This is a genomic window from Aquimarina litoralis, from assembly GCF_039523995.1.
GTDB lineage: Bacteria > Bacteroidota > Bacteroidia > Flavobacteriales > Flavobacteriaceae > Aquimarina > Aquimarina litoralis.
The window spans coordinates 301,956-325,731 of record NZ_BAAAGE010000002.1; the positions used below are offsets into that span (position 1 = coordinate 301,956).

At 32.7% G+C, this 23,776-nt stretch carries 16 protein-coding genes; 6 read left to right on the forward strand and 10 right to left on the reverse strand.

Annotated features, from left to right (window positions below; genetic code table 11):
- Nucleotides 1–13: 13 nt before the first annotated feature.
- From ABD077_RS10280 to uvrA, 4 genes are all read right to left on the reverse strand, one after another.
- On the reverse strand, nt 14–2,839 hold the full coding sequence (locus ABD077_RS10280; RefSeq protein WP_343912225.1) for a gluzincin family metallopeptidase: 2,826 nt from the start codon (nt 2,837–2,839) through the stop codon (nt 14–16).
- A complete protein-coding gene (locus ABD077_RS10285) occupies nt 2,836–4,086 on the reverse strand; it encodes a T9SS type A sorting domain-containing protein (protein ID WP_343912226.1) in 1,251 nt (416 codons plus the stop codon). The genes ABD077_RS10280 and ABD077_RS10285 overlap by 4 nt, the downstream gene beginning before the upstream one ends.
- A 41-nt stretch (nt 4,087–4,127) precedes the next feature.
- On the reverse strand, nt 4,128–4,817 hold the full coding sequence (locus tag ABD077_RS10290) for an LOG family protein (protein WP_343912227.1): 690 nt from the start codon (nt 4,815–4,817) through the stop codon (nt 4,128–4,130).
- Nucleotides 4,818–4,883: 66 nt separating this feature from the next.
- Entirely contained in the window at nt 4,884–7,721 is a 2,838-nt protein-coding gene (uvrA, locus tag ABD077_RS10295) for an excinuclease ABC subunit UvrA (RefSeq protein WP_343912228.1), read from the reverse strand.
- Between the two features lie 153 nt (nt 7,722–7,874).
- On the opposite strand from uvrA, the gene ABD077_RS10300 reads away from it, so the two are divergent.
- The gene (locus ABD077_RS10300; RefSeq protein ID WP_299601916.1) at nt 7,875–8,399 is read left to right on the forward strand and encodes a hypothetical protein; all 525 of its coding nucleotides are present in this window, start codon (nt 7,875–7,877) and stop codon (nt 8,397–8,399) included.
- Entirely contained in the window at nt 8,400–9,842 is a 1,443-nt protein-coding gene (locus tag ABD077_RS10305) for an SLC13 family permease (protein WP_343912229.1), read from the forward strand.
- 60 nt (nt 9,843–9,902) lie between these two features.
- Here the strand turns inward: ABD077_RS10305 and ABD077_RS10310 are convergent, their stop codons facing one another.
- The 6 genes from ABD077_RS10310 to aroB form a co-directional block, all read right to left on the reverse strand.
- A complete protein-coding gene (locus tag ABD077_RS10310) occupies nt 9,903–11,300 on the reverse strand; it encodes a vanadium-dependent haloperoxidase (protein WP_343912230.1) in 1,398 nt (465 codons plus the stop codon).
- A gap of 296 nt (nt 11,301–11,596) precedes the next feature.
- Nucleotides 11,597–14,053 carry a TonB-dependent receptor plug domain-containing protein gene (locus ABD077_RS10315; protein ID WP_343912231.1) on the reverse strand — a complete coding sequence of 819 codons (2,457 nt, stop codon included), beginning with the start codon at nt 14,051–14,053 and terminating at the stop codon, nt 11,597–11,599.
- Between the two features lie 3 nt (nt 14,054–14,056).
- Complete coding sequence (locus tag ABD077_RS10320) at nt 14,057–14,983, reverse strand: FecR family protein (protein ID WP_343912232.1); 927 nt, start codon at nt 14,981–14,983, stop codon at nt 14,057–14,059.
- 64 nt (nt 14,984–15,047) lie between these two features.
- A complete protein-coding gene (locus ABD077_RS10325) occupies nt 15,048–15,572 on the reverse strand; it encodes an RNA polymerase sigma factor (RefSeq protein ID WP_343912234.1) in 525 nt (174 codons plus the stop codon).
- A gap of 109 nt (nt 15,573–15,681) precedes the next feature.
- The gene (locus ABD077_RS10330; protein WP_343912235.1) at nt 15,682–16,398 is read right to left on the reverse strand and encodes a hypothetical protein; all 717 of its coding nucleotides are present in this window, start codon (nt 16,396–16,398) and stop codon (nt 15,682–15,684) included.
- A gap of 47 nt (nt 16,399–16,445) precedes the next feature.
- Nucleotides 16,446–17,516 (reverse strand): 3-dehydroquinate synthase, encoded by a 1,071-nt coding sequence (gene aroB / locus ABD077_RS10335; RefSeq protein ID WP_343912236.1) that lies wholly within the window; start codon nt 17,514–17,516, stop codon nt 16,446–16,448.
- Nucleotides 17,517–17,682: 166 nt separating this feature from the next.
- Between aroB and ABD077_RS10340 the strand changes: the two genes are divergently transcribed.
- The 4 genes from ABD077_RS10340 (at nt 17,683) to ABD077_RS10355 (ending at nt 23,477) form a co-directional block, all read left to right on the forward strand.
- A complete protein-coding gene (locus ABD077_RS10340) occupies nt 17,683–18,858 on the forward strand; it encodes a proline dehydrogenase family protein (protein ID WP_343912237.1) in 1,176 nt (391 codons plus the stop codon).
- 19 nt (nt 18,859–18,877) lie between these two features.
- Nucleotides 18,878–19,255 carry a VOC family protein gene (locus ABD077_RS10345; protein WP_343912238.1) on the forward strand — a complete coding sequence of 126 codons (378 nt, stop codon included), beginning with the start codon at nt 18,878–18,880 and terminating at the stop codon, nt 19,253–19,255.
- 318 nt (nt 19,256–19,573) lie between these two features.
- Entirely contained in the window at nt 19,574–19,777 is a 204-nt protein-coding gene (locus ABD077_RS10350) for a hypothetical protein (protein WP_343912239.1), read from the forward strand.
- Nucleotides 19,778–20,096: 319 nt separating this feature from the next.
- Nucleotides 20,097–23,477: a zinc-dependent metalloprotease gene (locus tag ABD077_RS10355; protein ID WP_343912240.1), complete on the forward strand. Its 3,381-nt coding sequence runs from the start codon at nt 20,097–20,099 to the stop codon at nt 23,475–23,477.
- The last annotated feature ends 299 nt before the right edge of the window (nt 23,478–23,776 follow it).

The following is a 23,776-nucleotide window of genomic DNA, read 5'->3' on the forward strand; positions in this document are numbered from 1 at the left end:
TATGATAACTGCGTTAGTACCATTCTCTTGTAAAAAGTCCAATTAATGTTTGCGGACTGAGTGTAATTATAAAGCGTATTTTTTCATCATAGTTTGGTTGATTAATTTCAAAACCATTATTAGAAACAACAGGGAAAAAGAGCTCAAAATAATCTGCTACTAAGCTTACGCGTACTCCAGCATCGTACACAAACTTAGGTGATACATTTCTATTTTTTACAAAACCAACATCTCCATAAGCATAAATCCAATTCCAAATATTAGTATTCGCGTTTAGCGTAGTAATCCACTGATTAGCGAAAGGGTAGTCCAATTGAGATTTGAAACCTCCTTCAGCTATGATTATTTGTTGGCTTACTAAGCCTGTTTCTTCACTACGTCCTAAATAGCTGAAATCAAAAAGATAGTCGGTAGGTCGATCCAGTGCAAAACTGAAGAAATCGCCATCTCTTTCGGTATCATTAAATATAAAAGCGCCTGCAAACAACCTTAAATTTAATTGTCTATTGTTTAGAAAAACCTTTCTATAGTTTATGGTTGTTGATATTTTACTGAAGTTTTTGGCGAGCTGATAATCAATTATATATGAATTGAAATCTAAAAGATTAAAATCAGAATATCTGTATCTCACATTAAATACACTATAATCCGGTGTTTCCACTGGATTGTTTTCGGCTCTATCTCTAAAAACGTTTACGCTTCTAATTGATAGTCTTTGGGTTTCATTTGATCTTAAGTCTTGTGGTCTCCATAGGAAGTTAACAGAAGGAGAAAAACGTCTAAATAATAAATCTGGAGCATAACTAAATGTACTTCCACTAAAAGCATAGCGAATCTGGTATAGGCCATAATCCGCTATTTGATCTCTATATTGAAAAAATGCAGAACCAATTAATTTCTTCGAAAGAAAACCATAACTAGGAGTAATCCTATAATCAAAATCTCTTCTAATAAATGTTTTATTGTAAAACTTTGATCCAATAGTAAGTCCATCGTATACATTAAACTCAAATTCTGGGATATAAAAAACTTGACTTCTTGTCGGATCTTCTACATCTTGTAAAAACCGAAATTGAATTGGTTTATTAAGTAGACCTTTGATATTTCTATGATTATTTCTTCTATTAACTTCGGGGATGTTTTGATCATAATCCAGAACTAATTTATCGATATCTTCATTAGCTATTTTTACCTTTTTCTTCCCAACAATATCAGTAACCCATGTCTTATAAACTAATTGACCATCTCGTAAGCCTGCTATAGATACAGGCATTACATTGTTTCTTTTGTTTTTTATAGTAATCTCTAGAGAATCTTTTCGTTTTTTAACAGACTTAATTTTAAAATCTAATTTTTCATTGGTAGGAATAAAATCTTCAAAAAACCAATCAATAGTTTTAGGAGTCAGGCTATTTAATAGTTTTTCGAATTCTTTAGAAGATGTAAGCTTCAAAGTGTTACTAGTATAGAATTGTCTAACAGCGTCTTCCAGAATATTATCGTCTTCTAAGTAATCCTCTAGATATTTAAAACCAACTCCAGCCTTGTAAGCGTTCGCGATATTACTATTAAATTTCACCAACTTATCTTGTGGCTCAGTGAGTGGTTGATCTAGGAATAATCGAGCCATATTTTTGTATCCTAAGAAATACTGATCATTAAAATCTAAATCTGCTGCATGAAACCATCTTATTCCTATAACCTTACTTAAACTACCTATAATTTTCATATCAGGATAATACTGATCGGTATATGCCATCATAATATAAATATGTATAGCATCTTTTATCCAGGCATCGTATCTAGGGTTAATGAGTAGTGTCTTTTCTAAATATGCTTCAGTGATAGATTTTAATTGTTTAATTTCATATTGAAAACCATCAGGGAATGGTCTGAGAATATCAGGCAGTTGATTCAACCCATAAACAGGATTGTTTTTGTAATCGTTTTCAGAAACTAAAATTTTATCAAATGGATAGGGGCCAAGTCGATCTTCTAAAAACTTTATAATTCTTTTAGAAGCAACACTCTTCATATCCGGCATTAAGTCATTATCATCGATGTTGCTAATGAGTTTTACACCATTCATCTTAAAATCATAAAATGAATTTGTTTGTTCTAAGTAGAGGTTTACTTCGTTTCGATTTTTTCCAGTGAGTTGTATAGTTTTATTCTGTTCATCATCAGAAGTGAACTCGTTTTGATCTAATTCACTGGTAAGACTGTATTTACTTGGAAAAGTGAAATTAATCTGAAAGTCTGCTACAGGAGCATAAAGATCATCCAGATTTTTATGGCTGTATACTTGCCAACCTTTATTATGCACTGCAGGAACTATATACCAGTACTTTAAACTGAAATCTCCATTTTTATGGTATCCGTATCTGGTAAATTTTTCACTTGGTAATTTTACTTTGTATTTAAGATTAAATACAAAGCTTTCTTCAGGAAGGAGTTCATTATCAAAAGTAAGCTTAATGATATCAGGTAACTGATTATAGCGCTCAAAAGCAAGATTATTTCCTGATGTATCTTTTATGGCTGTTATAGAGGTAGCACCACGTTCATAATCTTTTGCAAAATAAAATCGTTTAAGGAAATCTTCAGAAAAGCGCTCACCTAACGGAGTAGTCTTGCTTTCAAAACTGTTTGCCCAATCATGCAACAAGATTTCCTTTAAAGGTTCGTTTGAAGTGTTTTTATAGGTAATCTGCTGATCAATGGATATAACTTTGCTTTCTGCATCTAAAATAGCATCGATACGGATATCATGCTGTGCTATTGCAACTTGCAGTATAAAAAAACTAATTATTATATGATATAACCTAGAAAGATTCAATTTTTCTTCACAAATTTAATCGTATTGCTGCGAACATTTACTGGAATTAAGTAGTACATCCCATTGCTTAATTCTTCAATAGAAATAGTCGTAGTACCTTTTCCATTCGCGGAAAATGTTTTCAATTTTTGCCCTAAAGTATTGTATATTTCAAAATTTATTGATTCCGAATTGTTACTTATTTGTAAAGATAATATGTCCTCAATTATGGTACCACTATTTAATTGAATTACATTAGAAACCTCTTCAAAATCTGGTGTAGTAAGAAGACGTTGATTTGTTTGTAATTCCATGACCACCGGTAAATGATCACTCATATCATACAATGCATCTCTCAAGGTGCTATCATAAACTCCAGTACAATCTACATCATCGATTCTCTGATTATAGCAATTTCCGTTATTACCAAAAGAAAAGTATGAGTTTGGAACATATCCTAATTCATCATTATCTATCATGTTTTCAGAGACTAAGATAAAGTCGAAACGATCATCCAGACCGCCACCGCTACCAAAATCTCCAAATTCATCACTGCTAATACGTGTGCTTTGAGTATGAATGCTGGAGAAATTACTATTACTACTCCAATCACCAGGTGTGTTTATGGGATCAACTAAAGTAATTTTATTATTAGCATCTAATAGTTCTTCATATGCAGGTTCATCTGAAGAATATAAGTTAAGATCTCCAGCGAAAATGACATACGCATTTTCATCTAAATTACTATAGTTATCTATAAACTCTTCCACCATATCTAGGCGTTTCACTTCATTTTCGACACCTCTACTAGCTTTTAGATGACAAACGAATACCTCAATCGTAATTGGATTATTTACTAGATCATCGGAAATAAGTTCTAATGTATACCAGTTGATATCTCTTATACTGGTAGTGATCCTTTGACTCTGCAGTAATTCGAACTTTTGATTATTGTAATATAACAATTGATGTAATTCTACATCAGAATTAGAAAAATTACTTAAAAATGGTGCACTAGAATAATTATTAGAATCATCATTTAATGAACTATTTAATATTTCTTCTCCACCTTCTTCAGTTTCTAATTCACAAATCATGAAAATATCTGGTTCATATCTATCAATAATAGTTTCCAGAATTTCTTCTCGATTTGATGGAGGCGCAGCTGGGTAATTAAGAACATTATAAAACATAGTTTTAATAGTCTCTTGACCTAGCGATAGCTGGATGAAAAAAAATGTAAAAAGGGGTATGATTATTTTTTTCATTTTGAGTTTGTTGAGTTTGTTGAGTTTGTGTGAAAAGGTTTTTAGAAGTTTGGACTTAAATTGTATTGTGCATAGAACTTATCTAAAATATCTAATACTTCATCTGGTGTATCCACAAGATGAATCAAGTCTAGATCTCCAGGACTAATATTTCCAAATTTGTCTAATAGCGTCGCTTTTATCCAATCCATTAGACCTCCCCAAAACTCAGAACCTACTAATATGATCGGGAAAACTGCTATTTTTTTAGTCTGAATTAGTGTGATCGCTTCGAAAAGCTCGTCTAATGTTCCAAATCCTCCTGGCATTACTACAAAACCTTGCGAATATTTTACAAACATTACTTTGCGAACAAAGAAGTAATCAAAATCTAAACTTTTATCACTATCGATATATGGATTATCATGTTGCTCGAATGGCAAATCAATATTTAGCCCTACAGAGGTTCCGCCACCTAAATGGGCACCTTTATTACCTGCTTCCATGATTCCAGGTCCACCACCAGTGATAACTCCATAACCATGTTCAACTATTTTCTGAGCTACGTCTACAGCCAATTGGTAATATTTATTATCAGTCTTAGTTCTTGCGGATCCAAAAATGGATACACAAGGACCAATTTTACTCATTTTTTCAAAACCATTTACAAATTCTCCCATGATCTTAAAAATCGCCCATGAGTCATTTGTTTTTATTTCATTCCATCCTTTATGACGTTGTTCTTTTCTCATATTTCGTAATTTATAGGAAATGCTTTTCGCAAATATCCTTATGATTGGTTGTTGTTTTATTTGTTGTTATGCCTGCTCCAGTTCTTTCTTTAGAAACTTAGCAGTGTAGCTTTTTTTATTCTTTATTACTTCTTCAGGTGTCCCTTTTGCAATTACCTGACCACCATTTTTGCCTCCTTCATATCCAATATCTATAATGTAATCAGCCATTTTAACTACATCCAGATTGTGTTCGATAATTAGAACAGTATTTCCTTTGTCGACTAATTCGTTTAATACTTCCATTAAAACTCTAATATCTTCAAAATGAAGACCAGTAGTGGGTTCATCTAGAATGTAAAATGTGTTTCCAGTATCTCTTTTAGATAACTCTGTAGCAAGTTTGATTCGCTGTGCTTCACCACCAGATAATGTTGTCGATTGTTGCCCAAGCGTTATGTATCCTAATCCGACGTTTCTAATGGTTTTGAGTTTTCTGAAAATTTTCGGAATATGTTCAAAAAACTCACAAGCTTCATTGATAGTCATCTCCAATACATCAGAAATCGATTTTCCTTTATACCGTATTTCTAATGTTTCTCTATTGAATCTTTTTCCCTGACACGTTTCGCATTCTACATAAACATCTGGTAAGAAATTCATTTCAATAACTCTTAAACCACCACCTTTGCAGGTTTCACATCTTCCTCCAGCAACATTAAAACTAAATCGCCCTGGTTTGTAACCACGAATCATAGCTTCTGGCGTCTTTGCAAATAAACTTCGAATTTCCGAAAATACACCGGTATAAGTAGCAGGGTTGGAGCGTGGAGTTCTTCCGATTGGTGATTGATTAATATCAATTACCTTGTCAGCATGTTCTAAACCTGTGATTTTCTTGTATGGCATTGGTTTTTTAACCCCATTAAAATAGTAAGCATTTAAAATAGGGTATAGGGTTTCATTAATAAGTGTAGATTTACCACTACCTGATACGCCAGTAACAGCAATCATTTTTCCTAATGGAATATCAATAGAAACATTTTTAAGATTATTTCCTGTAGCACCTTTTAACGAAATCTTTTTACCATTTCCTTTTCTTCGTTTAGCAGGAACTTTGATTTGCTTTTTACCACTTAGATAATCTGCGGTTAAAGTAGTGTGGTTTTTAAGGCTATCAGGATTACCTTCACTAATTATTTCACCACCATGTTTTCCTGCTCGTGGTCCAATATCGATAACATGATCGGCACGCTCTATCATATCTTTGTCGTGTTCAACTACAATAACAGAGTTACCAATATCTCTTAGTTGAACAAGTGAATTGATTAGCTTTTCATTATCACGCTGATGTAATCCGATACTCGGTTCATCCAAAATGTATAGAACCCCAACCAATTGAGATCCTATCTGTGTGGCTAAACGAATACGTTGTGCCTCTCCACCAGAAAGTGATTTACTACTTCTGTTAAGCGACAAGTATGTTAATCCTACATCTAGTAGAAATTGTAAACGTGCATTGATCTCTTTTAAAATCTCACCAGAAATTTGTAGTTGTTTTTCACTTAATTTTTCTGGAAGTTTTTGAAACCATTCTGCAAGTTCGCTAATATCCATTGTAGCAAGATCTGCAATGCTTTTTCCTTCAACTTTAAAGTACAAAGATTCTTTTCTTAATCTAGACCCATTACATTCTGGACATTCGATATTATCCATAAAATCTTTAGCCCATCTTCTTAAAGAAGTAGAATCGTTATTGTTGTAAGTGTTTTCTATGAATGTAGCAATACCTTCAAAATCAATCTTGTATTCTCTGGTGACACCAAGTGTTTTGCTATCTACGCTAAACTTTTCCTTTCCACCATACAAAATGATTTGCATCGCTTCTTCTGGAATATCTTTTATAGGATCACTCAACTTAAACCCAAAACGTTGAGCAATTAGTTCTAACTGCTTAAATATCCAATTATTTTTTTGTGGTCCTTGAGGTACTAAACCTCCATTTTTAATGGATTTAGTATCATCAGGAATTATTTTTTTGATATTTACTTCATACAGATTTCCAATACCATTACATTTCGGACAAGCACCTTTAGGCGAATTAAAAGAGAAATTATTAGGTTCTGGATTCGGATATGAAATTCCACTAGAAGGACACATTAAACTTCTACTAAAGAAACGAGCTTCATCAGAACCTTGCTCAATCACCATTAATACATCATCTCCGTGATACATCGCGGTATTAATAGTTTCCATCAAGCGTTTAGAATTGTCCACGTCGTTGGTAACGGCTAAACGATCAATCACGATTTCGATGTCATGAGTTTTGTATCGATCTAGCTTCATACCTTTGGTGATATCTTTGATTTCTCCATCGGTACGAACTTTTACAAATCCTTGTTTAGCTATTTGTTCAAAAAGTTCGCGATAATGTCCTTTTCTGGACCTAATAACAGGGGCGAGAATATTTATTTTTTTTCCTTCAAAGTCTTTAAGGATAAGATCTTTGATCTGCTCATCACTATAACTGACCATCTTCTCACCAGTATTGTAACTATAAGCATCACTTCCTCGAGCAAATAGAAGTCTCAAAAAATCATAAATCTCGGTGATAGTACCCACAGTACTTCTTGGGCTCTTGCTAGTGGTTTTTTGTTCAATGGCAATTACAGGAGAAAGTCCATCGATTTTATCTACATCAGGTCTTTCCAGACTACCAAGGAACTGTCTGGCATAAGCAGAAAATGTCTCGATATATCGTCGTTGCCCTTCGGCATAAATAGTATCAAACGCTAAAGACGACTTACCAGATCCAGAAAGCCCAGTAATTACTACCAACTTTTCTCTAGGTATGGTGACATCGATATTTTTTAAATTATGAACTCTAGCTCCTAAAACTTCAATATTTTCCTCTGATACTGCCATAAAAATTTAACCAAGATTGCAAATGTAGTTATTTGTGTTGTGTTAGTAAAATTGGGTAAGCTTTTACAATTGTTAAATAGCTGTTATAATTTCTAAATAAACACAGAACTAAATTTTGATACTTTTTATATTTTAGCTTAAAACATAAATTATATGATATTAGGAATAGGCTCCAGAATAAAACATCCTACTTATGGATTGGGTGTTGTTACCAATGTAACTTCAAAAATGTATTGGGTAACTTTTATTGAAAATGGATTAGAAACTATTGATGTAGATGAAGATTTTGAAGTCATTGATGGTGTAGAAGACGAAGTTGATACTATTAGTTTTTATGAAGTAGAAAGAACATTTAGAGAATTATTAAAACGATACAGCGATATTTCTGAGATAGTACCAATTGCTGATAAATGGAAAGGCGGAAAAATAATATTAGAACCGGCAGATACAAATCTTGCTTCAAAAGAAATCCCTATTGATACATTCTTTCATAAAATTGTGATGGTACGAGATCGAATTCGTGTAATGGAACAAAAGATCAACAGTTCCAAAGCAATCGATGATCAAGATAAGATTGATTTACAGCAGTATATCACTAGAATGTATGGTAGTTTAACTACATTTAATGTGCTTTTTAAAAATAAGTCTCAACAATTTGTTGGTAGTAGTAAAAAGTAAATGACAGTATATCCACTAATTAAAAAGATAGGTTTATTTGCAGGACCATTATTGTTTATAGTTTTGGTAAACCTACCTTTTGTAATGGTTTCTGAAATTGCAGACAATGTAATTTCAGTGGCAGTATGGATGATTGTTTGGTGGATTACAGAGGCCGTTTCTATATCGGTGACTGCGCTAATTCCACTTATCTTATTTCCGTTAGTTGGGATTTTAGATTTAAAAACGGTTTCTCAGAGCTATGGAAGTCCCATAGTCTTTTTATTTTTTGGAGGTTTTGTGATGGCTTTGGCTTTAGAAAAAGTGAATCTTCATAAGCGAATAGCACTATCAATTGTAAAGATTACCGGTACCAGTCCCAATCGAGTGATTCTTGGCTTTATGATTGCCACTGCCTTTATGAGTATGTGGATTAGCAATACGGCATGCACTGTTGTTATGTTGCCTATAGCGCTTTCCGTAATCCATTTATTGATCAATGATGAAGATGGATTTACTAAAAATGATCGAAACTTTGCATTAAGTATCATGCTTGGTATTGCTTTCTCTGCTAACGTTGGGGGAGTAGCTACCATTATCGGAACACCACCAAATTCAGTTTTAGTAGGGTTTTTAGAAAACGAATATCAGATAGAGATTTCATTTCTGAACTGGATGTTATTGGCATTTCCTTTTTCAGTGTTGATGATTGGAGTTATTTATTTTGTAATTGTAAAATGGATTTATCCCAATCGGATCTCTAATTTTTCTTCTTCCAGAAATGTTATTGATGAAGAGTTAGCAAAACTCGGAAAGATTACAAAAACAGAAAAACGGGTATTAACTATATTTAGCGCTGTTATTTTTTTATGGATTTCCAGAACTACGATCAATAGTTTTTTTCCAAGTTTGAATTTATCGGATACAGGAATTAGTATGATGGGGGCGTTTGCTTTATTTGTAATACCATTTAAACTAAATAAAGGAGAATTTACGCTAGTTTGGAAAGATACTCAAAAACTTCCTTGGGGTATTCTTATTCTATTTGGAGGTGGTTTGGCATTAGCTAGCGGTTTGTCGCACGCGGGTCTTATAGAATTGGTTGCTAATATGATCGCTGATAATAAAGGCCTAAGTGTACTTATAATTGCCTTGCTACTTATTGTATTTATGCTTTTTATGACGGAGTTGATGAGTAACGTAGCGTTGGTAGCAATTTTTGTCCCTGTAGTAGCAGGAATTGCTTTAGGATTAAACATTCCGATGCTTCATTTATTGATACCAGTAACGATGGCATCCAGTTGTGCGTTTATGTTGCCTATGGCAACGCCGCCTAATGCTATTGTGTTTGCTAGTGGTTATGTAAAAGTATCTGAGATGGTAAAAGTAGGGTTGATATTAAATATTATATCAGTGTTACTGTTACTATTATTATTTAAGTTTTATGTATCACTACTATTTTAATTAGAACATATGATATAAAAAAGTCCAACAGAATACGTTGGACTTTTTTACAGATTCATTTTAGTTTTGAAGATCAAGATCATTTACTGCATCAGCAATCTCTCTACCTAATCGTAAACCTTCTATAGCATCTTGTTCTATGTGTACACCTAAAGGAACACGAGAGTATGCGTTTTCTCTTGCCATTTCGGTAAAGGAAGTAAAACTTCTTGGTGTACCATTAAACTCTACTACGTAGTCAAATCCTTCATAGGTTCTATCTGTAAAACTGATATTATCGGTACCAAAGAATCCGATAAATACCCCTGCTCCCGCACCTGCGAATGTAGCATGGCCAGAAGGATAGCTTGGAAATGCTGGATTAGCCTCTTCAATAAATCTGGATAAATTGGTTGTAAAATCTTCATTTATATATTCTAGAATATAATTGCTAGGGCGTTCGATATTATAAGTGTATTTATCATCCCAAGCGGAAACCGCTGCATCGTTCACTGCAAAACCAAGCTTTAGTAATAGTTCCAATGCTCTTTCGTATCCCAAGTCATATTGTTCTATTAATTGATTTGCAATAGAAAATTGTCTTCCTGGAGGACTAATCATAAGACCTTCTACATCATCAGCCCAAAACTCAGCAATCCATAAATCCTCATCGTTTCCATTTGCAGCAGCTGTTGCCACCTCGTAAACCTCATGCATTTGTTCATAATATTCGCTGGATTCATTTCTACTGTATTGTAAGACTGTAGAAAAATCTTCGCTGCTAGTTTCCTCTGGTGATATAGCAAAAGTTCTTACTTCTCTCCAATACGGAAACCAAGCATCTTCATTTTCATTAGCAGCCCATAAACCAACACCCACGGGAGCTATATAATCACTAGGGGTCGGGTTTGCAGCTTGTTCTTCACCTTCTTGATCTGTTTGACTATAACTTATAACTCGTTGTGCCACATGTCTACCCCAATTTTCTGAATTTTCTATCTCTGAAGCAGAAAGTCCTTCAGAGAGTTCAGCTTCTTTTTCTTCCTGAAAAGTTGATATTCTCTGTCTAACTCCAGATTCCAGGCTAAACATAAAATGATCAATAACCAGTGCATATGCGGTATTTAAAGCTAGATCAATATCTACATCATCTTCTAATGCATTTAAATTGATATTCAGGTTATTAAATCTATCTTCATTAGACGTATAATTATCCATAAAGGGAACTGCAGTTTCGTAACCCGTTAAATGAATGTATGCCAGAGCTCTAGTAATGGTATTTGGTCTCATGCTTTGCGTATATTGATCTATAGTTACCCATAGATTACTCCATTCAACTATTAGATTAGCAGTTTCATTTGTTAAATCGATATCAGTATCAGGATCATCAAAAATAGGATCATCATCTGTAGCACAAGATTGAATTAATAATATGTTAATTGCTATAATGATTATCCACTTTAAATTTATTTTCTTCATAATTTTTTGAGGTTAAGAAAAACTTGATCAAATCTTATCAGATATTTGATGACACTACTAAATTACTTTCTTTTTTCGGCCGCAAATAAAGTAAGAAATTACTAAGAAATAGTATCATTTATATTGTTTCAAGTTTTAGTTAATAATTCTAATTTGGCTTATTTTTCATAAACCTTTTTGCTTGTTTATTATGAATACGAATGATACTTGTTTTTACCCAACCACATAATTTAAAAAAATGATAATAAATTTTCTTTTATCTGTATAATAAATTGATTTTCAAGCACATGGATTTGTTAAAAAAATAGGTTTATTTGCAAGTTTGGAGAGAATCTACTTGCTTTTCGTAGACTATTATCATCTTGATTTTGAAAAGCGTTTACAATATTATCCTGTCCATAAGCATTAAGTATAGATAAACCAATTACAGTTTTAAAGCTTTTAGAAGTATTATAGAAAGTATAAGAAGTTGAAAAATCTAGTTGATGTAATCCTGGAAAACGATTCGAGAATTCTGTAGTTGCTGTATTACCCGTGTTGGAGTCATTAGGAAAGATAACTGGCAAACCTGAAAAATAACCCCATGAAAGAGCGAATTTCCATTTTTCTAGATTTACTAAACCTGTTAAATTTATAATGTGACGTTGATCAAAGAAAGCATTAGATGTCTCTAGGAAGTTGGTTTCAGTTTTACTTAAAGAATAATTGATGAAAGCTTCTATTCTCCGCCATTTTTTCTTAATAAAAAGATTTGTTCCAAAACTGGTAATACTTCCCAATTGGTCATCAGATTTCTGAGATATATCATTTGTTTTCTTATGATACAGTTCTAAATCTATCAACCATTTAGAAGAATCGAATATACCACCAATCATCGTTTGCGTGCCTTTTAACGGTCTTATCTCATCATTAGGTAAGAACCAAAGTTGATTTGTAGTATTGAAATCATCGAAATCGTTGGTGAACTTTTTTTGGATAAATTGATTAGAACTACCAAACGAAGTTTTTAAATATAATTGATCATTAACCAAATAACTAGCAGAAAATCTAGGGTTTACGTATAAATTATGGAGAGGTGAATAATAATTATTATGAAGCCCGAAATTAATTATTAATCGTTCGTTCCATTTTTTTTGAAAAGAGATATAATTAGAATGAACAATCGCAGATTGCCGTCTTTCAGAATCAATATTGCTTTGTTGTCCAAATTCTTTACTGGTAAGACGATGTTCTGTTAGGGTATACCCAGATTCGAAAGATAAATGGTCATTATAATCATATGTTATTTCTGTGATTACACGTGTATCCAATACCGTATTATCAAACCTTTCTACATCAGATCTTGTGTTTTGAACAAAACCTTCGCTCATGCTATTAAGATCAAAATTTGATTTACTAAATCTTAGTTCTGTTTTTAGTTTTTTAGATAATTGTGATTGCCATTTTGCAGTAAATCCCCAGTTATCTAGCTCCAACTCTCTAAAATCAACTTCGTCATCTTCATTTTGATTTCTTACCTGAGCTGATAGATCATTTTGAATATTTATAAAGCTTAATGTAATCGCATTTTGATCATTTATGTCATAGTTTAATTTGGCATTTATATCATAAAAACCAATATCAAAATTAGAAGAACTATTTACTTCATCTGCTACTGATTCCAGTCTACTTCCTTGAAAACTTAAGATAGAAATGGCTTCTAGTTTAGGTGTGTTAAAATTTGGATAGCTACTTCTTCCTGATACCACAAGCCCTAGTTTTTTGTTGATAAGCTTTGTCTTTATAGTAGCTCCTGCCAATATTGAGTTGATAGAAATTTCATAACGGTTCTCTTTTGGTATTTTGTCGTAGGTAGTCATATTAATCAGTCCTCCAACACGGCCTCCCCATTTTACTGGTAAAGAATTTCTTTGAATTTCTACATCTGTTACGACAGAAGTATTATAAGGAGAAATAGCACCTAAAAAATGGCCTGAATGATAAATAGGAATATCATCTATCTGTACCAAGTTTTGATCAAAAGTATTACCTCTAAAATTAAGGTTTCCTGGTTTTCCGCTAGGAGAGTGAATTCCAGGGATATTATTGATTACATTAAAAATATCTCCATCGGTTTCACCAGCTAACAAACCGAGAGATTGGGTGTTAATTTGTATACTATGATCACTTATTTTAGAGTCTATTCCCTTGGTTACGTAGCTGTTTAAAACAATCTCATCTAATTGAAATTGCTTTTTAGACAGTTTTAAAACGGGAGTGTTTAACAGATCTTCTGCTTTTAATTTTACACTTTTAAAAGAATATAAATGAATACTTATAGAATCTAAAAGGAATACATTTTGTAATGTAAATGTTTCATTGGTGCTAAATATATAATCTACTGGATGATCATTGATTTGATATTCTAAGGTAGAAATAGTTGAATTAGATGTATCATCAATAACTTGGAAGTTAATGTTCTTCCTAATAGGTAATATTATATAACTTTCGCTATTATTTTTTTCAAATGTAACACGAGCTCGTTGCTCTATGTTTTTGATACAATCTTGTATATTGTCGCAGCTAATGTTTCTTCTTAAGAATATATTTTTAAACGTAGTATGGTTGTAAGAGAAATCGATATCAAATTTTTTCTCCAATTCTTCGATTTTATCTGAAAACTTAATAAAACTAGTATTCTGAGCTATACCAGTAGAACCAAATAGAAAGAGTAAAAATAAAATATGGTAATATGAAACATACTTATTATCCATAATTTATTCTACAATAATCCTATTATTATCTATACGATATTTTATTTCCATAGAGGAGAATAGTGTATTTAAAGCTGTATTCAAGTCTTTATGAGTTAATGTCCCTGTAAATTCTAGATTTTCATATTTTTTTGGCAGTTCTATTTTGATATCATAGTACTTTTCTAGCTCTTTCGTTATTGCTAATAAGGTATCTTTATTAAATTTACTAACATTATTAATCCATTCCGGTGTGGTAGAATTATCAAAATTACTAACTAGTATATTTTTTTCTCCTATTACAGACTGTCCTTTTGTTAATATTTTTTGATCTTTATCACCATATTTTACATTCACCTTTCCTTCATAACAGCTAACTTCAAATGTATCAGGAGCTACTTTTACATTAAATTGTGTTCCTAAAACATCAATTTTTCCTAAATCAGTGATTACGGTAAAAGGTTGTCCTTTAGTAACATCGAAAAATGCTTGACCATCCAGATAAATTGTTCTTGTATTTTCCCAATCGTTCTCTTTAAATGATACTTTGGATAATGCGTCAATTTTTATTATCGAACCACAAGGAAGTTCAACTGTTTTATTTTCAGCGACCAGAGTAGTGATCGTAGTCGTTTGATTCATAAAGTAATTCCATGATAAATAACTAATAGTCATTAAAACAGCAATACTTGCAGCTATCTTCATCCAACCATAATTGTTTTTATGTATCGATTTTACTTCTGTGTTAGCATCTGTTTTTTTGCGATTATTAAGATCTTTTAAGCCGGCTTCTACATCTAGTTTAGGTACTTGCCAGGTGTCAATTTCGTCAATGACTACCTTTAATTCATCTAACTCGCCAGACGATTCCAATTGCTTTTTTTCATCCTCGTTTAATCGGTTGTCCAACCAGCGTGATATCAAATTGTTTCGAGTAAATTTATTATTCACTGTATAAGTATTTTATGTTAGAATTACCTAGTATACGTTTACAATACGATTTTACCCAACCTAATTATATGTTGTGTTTTTGTAATTCTGTTATTTCTTTAATCTTAATGAGTGCTTTTGCAATACGTTTTTCTACGGCAGTTTGACTAATATTTAATCGTTCAGCTATTTGTTTAAACGTAAGTTTTTCAATTCTATTTAGTAAAAAAGCTTCTCTTTGTTTTTCTGGCAATGCAGAAATGGTTTCTTCCAGTTTTTGTTTAAATTCTTTGGTTCTTAAATGAAAATAGGGGTCTTCATTATCTTGATTTTGTTGGATCACACTTTTTTCAAACTTAAGAGCTACTTTTTTAGATCTTAATTGATCTATGTACAAATTTTTAGAAACGGTATATAAGAAGTTAACTGCTTTGTCAAAAATTACTGTTTTGCACTTAGACCATAAGATAATAAATGCTTCCTGTACTATATCCTGAGCTTGATTTAAGTCTCCAAACTTGAAATAGAGATGGTTTCGAAGACTTTCGGCATGATTTTTATATAAATCATTATATACTTTTTCCTCGCAAACTGAGAAAAGTTTATTCATTTTATTGATGGAATTAGTAGTAAAGATATAAAATAATTGCTCAAGTTTCTTTGGCGATAAAGCGTTGTTCAAAGAGTGATTTTATGAAGAAATGATTTAGTATTTGTCTTTATTCATTCCATGCTCTTAGATTACTTATTGGAATTCCAATACCTAAAGCCTTGTGATACTTAGCCAAGTAAGCGCCACTTTCTGTAGTAGTCCAATTTTCCCAAGTAGCTTCAACACCTCCAATAGGTATAATCGAAACCCACATTTGATAAGAAGTAGGAAGATAATTTTTGTCTACTTTCCATAGATATGAATCTCCAGGTGTTGTACCACCAGAACTATACGTCACTAACAAACCTTTTTCACCATCTTCTAGGGTTACAATTTTTCTGGTTACTCCTTCATCAAATAGTTTGTGAGGAGCTACTACCCAAAATGAATCATTATTAAAATAAGCAAGTGCTTTACGGATCATTTTTTGACTTTCGGCGCCTTCAAGGATATTTCTATTTTCAGTGATACTACTATTTTTTGGATTCTGAAGATCTAGATTTGCCTCATAAGTATCCCAGTTTACGGTTACTTTCCCAGATTTTTTGTTCCAAACATAGTGGTTCTTATTTCTAAAAGACCATTGGATATAATCTGTGTTTACAAATTGATCGTGTTTTACCGCTTGCTGAATTTGTAAAGCAAAATTATCAGCTTCTGTTCCAGACGTACCATCTGGCATTTTCTTATGCAAAGAAAAGTAGAGTACAGCAATTAGAAATATAACAATGACTGTTATACTGATAAAGAATATTTTGAGGAGTTTAAAGAGTCGTTTCTTCAAGTGATTGAGCTTTTGTTAGACTTTAAAGATATTAAATCCGACTGAAACTAAAGCGAATCATAATAGTCAAAAGCATCAATAATCAGATCGTCGGATACAATACAATTGTATTTAGCATCTCCAATGGTATTAAGTAATACAAAATAGATGTTTCCTTTTTCGTTCTTTTTATCATGTACTAATAATTCCATAATAGCTTGTCGATCATTTGGATCTATGGATACCTTTGGGAAGGTTGCTAAAATTACTTGACTTATTTGTGTAAGTTCTTGCTCTGATACCGATAGTAAAGCTGCAGAAATAAACCCTTCTAGAATCATTCCAATAGCAATTGCTTCTCCATGTAATAATGTTGGCTTTTCTGGATGTGTGAGGTAAAAGGATTCAATTGCATGTCCAAGTGTATGTCCAAAGTTGAGATACTTTCGGATATTTTGTTCAGTGGGATCTTCAAAAACGATATTATTCTTAATAACTACAGAGTCATAAATTAATTGATCTAGATCTTCTAAGGTTAGTTTAGATAGATCGGTCATTTTTTCCCAATAAGCTCTATCTTGTATGAGTCCATGCTTCAACATTTCTGCAAAACCACTACACATCTGATTGGTAGGTAATGTTTCTAGATAGGTAGTATCAACCAATACCATTTCCGATTCGCTAATAACACCTACCATGTTTTTAAGATTACCTAAATCTACACCCGTTTTTCCACCAACAGAAGCATCTACCATTGCTAGTAGCGAAGTAGGAACATTGATATAATTAATTCCTCTTTTATAGGTGCAAGCAATGAAGCCACCTAAATCTGTTACCACACCACCACCAAGGTTAATCAATAAACTTTTTCTGTCAGCTCCATATTCTGCTAATACATTCCAAATGCTACTGCAGGTTTCTATATTTTTATGAATCTCTCCTGGTTCTATTTCTAATACTTCAATTTCGTAAGAACCTTCAATTTTACTCATAAAATGAGCATAACAGTTTTGATAAGTATTGCTGTCTACTAAAATAAATATTTTGGAATGATTTGCCTTTTCCAAATAGGTGTTAAGCGCAGTGTAACATTCTTCGTTAAAATATACAATAGAATCTTTAGAAACTATGGGCTTCATAAAAGGTGTTTTTTGAGGCTGTGAAATTAAGCAGAAATTGTAATAAAATAAACTTCCAAGTTCTATATTTGCAGATATTTTAAAACAATAGGGTAAGAAATGATAATACGATTATGATTTGGTTGAATTTACCTTGATTGTTATGAATTATTAAAATTGATAGTTAATGGAAAAACGTACTTTGTTTGATAATACTGAGACTGCTTTTGTCTTAAAAAGTGATTCTGAACTAGAGAGAGCTTATTTTCTCTTTAAAATGATCGCTAATGAACCATTAGTTAGAATAGGAACAGCAGTTACAAATTTTGCATTAAAAGCACATTTACCGGTACAAGGGTTGATACGAGCTACTGTTTTTGATCATTTTTGTGGTGGAGTAGACGAAGAAGATTGTATGCCGGTGATCGAAAAAATGTATGCTAAAGGAAAAGTATCATCAGTATTAGATTATTCTGTAGAGGGAAAAGAAGAAGAGGAACAGTTTGATCATGTATTGAATAAGACTTTGGAAATTCTTGACTTTGTAGATCAAAAAGATGCAATTCCTTTTGGGGTTTTTAAACCTACAGGTTTTGGACGTTTTTTAATCTGGCAAAAAAAGACAGAAGGTACACCATTAACAGCAGAGGAGCATAAAGAGTGGGATAGGATAGAAGAGCGTTTTGATATCGTTTGTAAAAAGGCATATGATTGCGATGTTCCATTATTGATTGATGGAGAAGAAAGCTGGATGCAGGATGCAGCTGATGAATTAGTAGCTAAAATGATGCGTAAGTACAACAAAGAAAAAGCAATCATTTATAATACATTACAATTATATAGACATGATCGATTAGAATATCTAAAAAAGTTGCATGAGGAAGCGAGAGTGTATGGATATAAAATCGGAATGAAGATCGTTAGAGGTGCTTATATGGAAAAGGAAAACGATCGTGCGGCTGAAAAAGGATATCCTACGCCGATTTGCGAAAGTAAAGAAGCTACAGACCTTAACTTTAATACCACGCTAAATTATATTCTACAAAATATCAACGAAATTTCGGTTTTCATAGGAACGCATAACGAAGAAAGTAGTTATAAAGCAATTGAGCTTATGGAGCAACAAGGTATAGCTAAGAATGATCCAAGAGTTTGGTTAGGTCAGTTATTCGGAATGAGCGACCATATTAGTTTTAATTTGGCGGCAGAAGGGTACAATGTTGCCAAGTACTTACCTTTTGGTCCAGTAAAAGATGTAATGCCTTACCTTATTCGTAGAGCAGAAGAGAATACATCAGTAGCAGGACAGACAACAAGAGAGTTAGATTTGTTGTCTAAAGAAAGAAAAAGAAGAAAATTATAACACTTTACGCGCACCAACAATGAATTTAAATCAAGTAACAGTTCCATCAATAAATGTAGAACGATCGATAAGATTTTATGAGTTACTTGGATTGCATTTAATAGTAAAAGCATTACCACATTATGCTCGTTTTGAGTGTAAAGAAGGAGAAGCTACTTTTTCCATACATCAGGTAGAAGAATTGTCTAAAGGAGAAGGTGTCTACGTGTACTTTGAAACCGAAAAATTAGAAGAAGAAGTTGGTCGTTTGCAAAAAGAAGGAATAACATTTGATCTATTACCTACAGAACAGAGCTGGTTATGGAAAGAAGCAAGATTAAAAGATCCAGACGGTAACCAAATCATTTTGTATTTTGCAGGAGACAATCGTAAAAATCCACCTTGGAGAATTAATTGAGTTGTTAGTTAAATTTTATTGTGGTAAAATAACATATTATTTTATAATACGTTAGACTATGTAATTGTTCAATTATCATTTTTGGCTATTGTTGTAAAATTGATTATTAAATAAGAACCTGGCTTTAATTATATTTAAAGCTTTAGTTTTTTAAAAATATTTACATAAATGAAATATTACATTATTTGCATTTTATTTTTAAGTATGTTGGTTTTTAATCAGTCTTGCAAGACAACGAAAACTCCAAAAATTGAAAAAGAAACTCAGGTTAACACAAATAACAAGATATCTGCGGGGTATAAAAAAGGAATTTTAAAGATGACAAGATTAAGATCATGCCCATATACCATGACTGTAGACTCATATAGTGATAGTCTAGACCCCGTTAATATTGAAGATTTTTTTAAAGAGGGCAATGTACCAGAGAAAGTTTGGGTTAAATTTACAAGTTTAAGAAGGCAGAACCGTTGTGGTAAAGGTAGGCCAATTCATATTACTGCTATTGAAGAAAGGTTAGATTGATAATTAATTTCTACTGATAATTATTTAATAAAGTTTAAGTGTTAATATCAATCGGTAGGCTTTTTTTGATATCAATAGATTCATTGATCTATTTTAGGGTGTTTTCTTTTAGGCCTTAAAACTTCTACATTTTTATTTGGTTGGTTTATATAGTATTGAGAAATATCTAGGCTTTATAAATTTTAAAATGAAGTTTAATTTATGTTAAAAGGTAAATGTTAAAATTTAACTTTTTTTTTAGGGTAATGTAATTCCACATTGTTCTATAATAAATAAAACTCATAAAATTTTTGAAATTATTTGTAAAGTTAACTCTGATATGAAAAAAAATAACACTCTAAAAAACAAGTTTCATCTTTTGTTTTTTGTATTCGTTCTTTGCTTTTGCGGTATGTTTGCTCAAGATCGAATATGGTCTGAAACTAAGCTAAGTGCTAAGAATACTAATGTTTCTTTAAAGAATTTAGATATAGCACATTTTAAGGTGTTTGATTTTGATTATGAAGGTTTTAAGCAGCAACTGCAAACAGCTCCATTGCGTGGAACATCTAATACGAATTCCAGAGCTATTATTTCCTTTCCAAATGAGCAAGGGAAAATATCACAGTATAAAGTGGTGGAGACTTCGATCTTTTCATCAAATGATAATATGTATCAACATCCTAATATTAAAACTTATTTAGGATGGCGAACTGACAATTCTGGCACTAGAGCAAGATTTAGTGTAACCCCTCAGGGGCTTAAAGCGATGATATCCGAACCTGGAAAAGAAACTGTTTTTATTCAACCGGTCACAAAAAAATCCAAGAAACAGTATTTAATTTATAATAAATCTGCTAGAGCTGGAATAAAAGAAAAGTTTGAATGTCTGACTAAAGATCTAGAAAAGCGTGTAAAAAACACTCCAAAATCAATAGCAAAGGATGCAAATGATCAGGTATTGAGAACTTTTAGAATGGCAGTTACTACAACAAGTGAATATACAGCCTTTTGGGATGATGGGGATGCTAGTAATGGAGATGCTAGAGCAGATGCTTTAGCTCAGGTGGTTTCTACGATGAATCGTGTTAATGAAGTATATGAATCAGATATGGCAATAACTTTTGTTCTTGTAGATACTGCTGATGATCCTGCACTAGATTTGATTTATGAAGATCCAGATCCATACACGAATAATATTCTTGTGGAAATGCAGACTGTTATTGATCAAAATGTAGGAGCTGAGGATTATGATATAGGACATTTGTTTGTTTATGACCCGAGTGGAAATAATGGTGCTGCTGGTGATATAGGAAATGTTTGTCGTGTTGGTGTTATTAATGGTATTGGAAAAGCAAGTGGCTTTTCAGCCCATACTTTTACCGGAGATAATGGGGGTCCATATATGTCAGATTACTTTGATGTGGATTATGTGGCACATGAAATAGGTCATCAAATGGGAGCAAATCATACATGGTCTTTTAGTAGTGAAGGAACTGGTGTGAATGTAGAACCGGGAAGTGGAACTACTATAATGGGATATGCTGGGATAACTGCTGCAAATGATGTTCAACTTCATAGTGATGCTCATTTTCATTATGCGAGTATTAATCAGATTCTTAATTTAGTAAGTCCTGCAGGGAGCTGTGCTATGACTACCGCAATAACCAATGCTCCTCCTGTGGCAGATGCAGGTCCGGATTATGTAATTCCTAATGGTACAGCTTTTGTTTTAAAAGCATCTGTTACTGATACAGATGCGGGTGATGTCCATACATATACTTGGGAACAATTAGATGATGGTATTACGACATTTCAGACCTTTGGCCCAAATAAGGCTACAGGTGCTGTATGGAGATCAAGACCTCCTAGTCTTAGTCCGAATAGATATATGCCTATATTAGAAAGAGTGTTAGCTGGAGAATTAACTGAAACCAATCCAGTTTTAAATGTGGCGAATACTTCTTGGGAAACCGTATCTAATGTGGCACGTGAATTAAATTTTGGATTAATAGTTAGAGATCGTTCAGAAAGTGATGGAGTAGGTCAAACACCACAATCAGACTTTGATGAGATGAAAGTTACTGTAGATGGAACTGCTGGTCCATTTGTTGTGACATCACAGTCAACTGAAGAGTTTTGGCCAGTATCATCAACTAAAACAATTACTTGGAATGTGGCCGGAACCGATACAGGGGCTGTGAATGTTTCTACAGTAAACATTTTACTATCTTCCGATGGAGGATTAACGTTTCCCGTAACATTGGCTGCATCAGTACCTAATAATGGTTCATATGAAATTACCGTACCTTCTATTGAAAATACTGAAACAGCTAGAGTTATGATAGAGGCTAATGATAATATATTTTATGCTGTAAATAGTTCTAACTTCACTATTGATAATGCGAGTTTCGATATAGAGGTAAGTAATCTTACGCAAGATGTGTGTTTACCTAGTAACGAATTGGTATATAATTTCTCTTATGAGACGTTTTCTGGATTCAATAATACCACTAATTTTACAGTTAATGGATTGCCTACAGGAGTAACAGCAGTTATAAATCCTACTTCAGCTACCCAAGCTACCACAGGTACGGTTACAATATCTGGGCTAGACTCTGTGGATTTGGGCTCATATGTTTTCGCTCTAGAAGCAACCTCAGGAACTGATAAAAGTACAGTTGATAATCTTGGGTTTACAGTATACCCAGAAACATTATCAGCAGTAATACTATCTAGTCCAGAAAATAATGCAGATAATGTCTCTTTAACGACTAATCTAACTTGGAATGAAGACCCTAATGCAACTAATTATTTAATAGAAGTTGCAACTGATCAAAACTTTACTAACATTGTTGAGTCTGATAATTTAGATATTACCTCTTACACAACTAGAAGCTTGTTGGATTCTACTACGTATTTTTGGAGAGTTACAAGCTCGAACCCTTGTGATACAGGAATAGTTTCAGCAGTAAATGGTTTCACTACGGTAGCCTGTTCTACATTGAATTCTGTAGAAAATAACATTGTAATTCCTGCTACCGGAGGTATAAATCATGTGATTACTTCCACTATTACTGTTGCCGATGACATAACCATCAGTGATTTAAATATTAGTGTTGACATTCTACATACATGGGTAGAAGATTTAGAAGTGCGATTGATTTCTCCACAAGGAAGTGAAGTTGTTCTGTTAAATGGGGTTTGTGGTGATGGAGATAATATAGCAGTTACTTTTGACGATGAGGCAGATGGTGCTCTTGAATGTAGTGCTAGTTCTCCTGTTGTTGAGGGTGTTATTACACCTGCCAATCCTTTATCTGCTTTTCAAAATGAAAGTGCTCTTGGTGATTGGGTACTTCAAATTACAGATACATTCCCAAGTGAAGACGGTGGTGAATTCCAAAGTTTTTCATTACAAATATGTGGTGAGAATTCAACTACATTGAGTGTTGATGATGTAAATGAAGAGGTTTCCCTAGTAATCTGGCCTAATCCATCAGAAGGTAATGTTTTAGTTACTATGGATGTTTTAAATAATGATGATGTAAATATTGATTTATATGATTTAAGAGGTCGTCTTATTAGTAAGCAATCTTTTAGTAATCCAGGAAATACTTTTAAAGAGGAATTACAATTCATTGATTTAGTACCATCTGTTTACATCTTAAGTATCGAAAATGGTGGACAAAGGATAACCAAACAATTGGTTATTAAATAAGAATAAATTAATTTACTGTTTACATTGATGAGATATCAATATTAAAAACTTTACAATGAAGTCATAGGATACCGATATAAAATCTCAATGAAGATTATTTCTGAAATGGACAATGAAAAGGAAAAATGATAAAGATATTTATGTCCATTTTGAGGCTTAAAAATTAGAAGAAGAGGTTGCACGTCTTTAAAATTAAGGCGTGCACTTTTGATTTATTACCCACAGATCTAGGTTGATTATGGAAAGAAGTAAGATTAAAAGATCCAGACGGTAACCAAATCATTTTGTATTTTGCGGGA

Excerpts from the sequence above, each read along its gene's own strand:
- ABD077_RS10340 (WP_343912237.1), top strand. The coding sequence starts at position 17,683 with ATGGAAAAACGTACTTTGTTTGATAATACTGAGACTGCTTTTGTCTTA.
- ABD077_RS10290 (WP_343912227.1), bottom strand. The coding sequence starts at position 4,817 with ATGAGAAAAGAACAACGTCATAAAGGATGGAATGAAATAAAAACAAAT.
- ABD077_RS10310 (WP_343912230.1), bottom strand. The coding sequence starts at position 11,300 with ATGAAGAAAATAAATTTAAAGTGGATAATCATTATAGCAATTAACATA.
- ABD077_RS10300 (WP_299601916.1), top strand. The coding sequence starts at position 7,875 with ATGATATTAGGAATAGGCTCCAGAATAAAACATCCTACTTATGGATTG.
- ABD077_RS10315 (WP_343912231.1), bottom strand. The coding sequence starts at position 14,053 with ATGGATAATAAGTATGTTTCATATTACCATATTTTATTTTTACTCTTT.
- ABD077_RS10285 (WP_343912226.1), bottom strand. The coding sequence starts at position 4,086 with ATGAAAAAAATAATCATACCCCTTTTTACATTTTTTTTCATCCAGCTA.
- ABD077_RS10325 (WP_343912234.1), bottom strand. The coding sequence starts at position 15,572 with ATGAATAAACTTTTCTCAGTTTGCGAGGAAAAAGTATATAATGATTTA.
- ABD077_RS10350 (WP_343912239.1), top strand. The coding sequence starts at position 19,574 with ATGACAAGATTAAGATCATGCCCATATACCATGACTGTAGACTCATAT.
- ABD077_RS10345 (WP_343912238.1), top strand. The coding sequence starts at position 18,878 with ATGAATTTAAATCAAGTAACAGTTCCATCAATAAATGTAGAACGATCG.
- aroB (WP_343912236.1), bottom strand. The coding sequence starts at position 17,516 with ATGAAGCCCATAGTTTCTAAAGATTCTATTGTATATTTTAACGAAGAA.
- uvrA (WP_343912228.1), bottom strand. The coding sequence starts at position 7,721 with ATGGCAGTATCAGAGGAAAATATTGAAGTTTTAGGAGCTAGAGTTCAT.
- ABD077_RS10305 (WP_343912229.1), top strand. The coding sequence starts at position 8,400 with ATGACAGTATATCCACTAATTAAAAAGATAGGTTTATTTGCAGGACCA.
- ABD077_RS10355 (WP_343912240.1), top strand. The coding sequence starts at position 20,097 with ATGAAAAAAAATAACACTCTAAAAAACAAGTTTCATCTTTTGTTTTTT.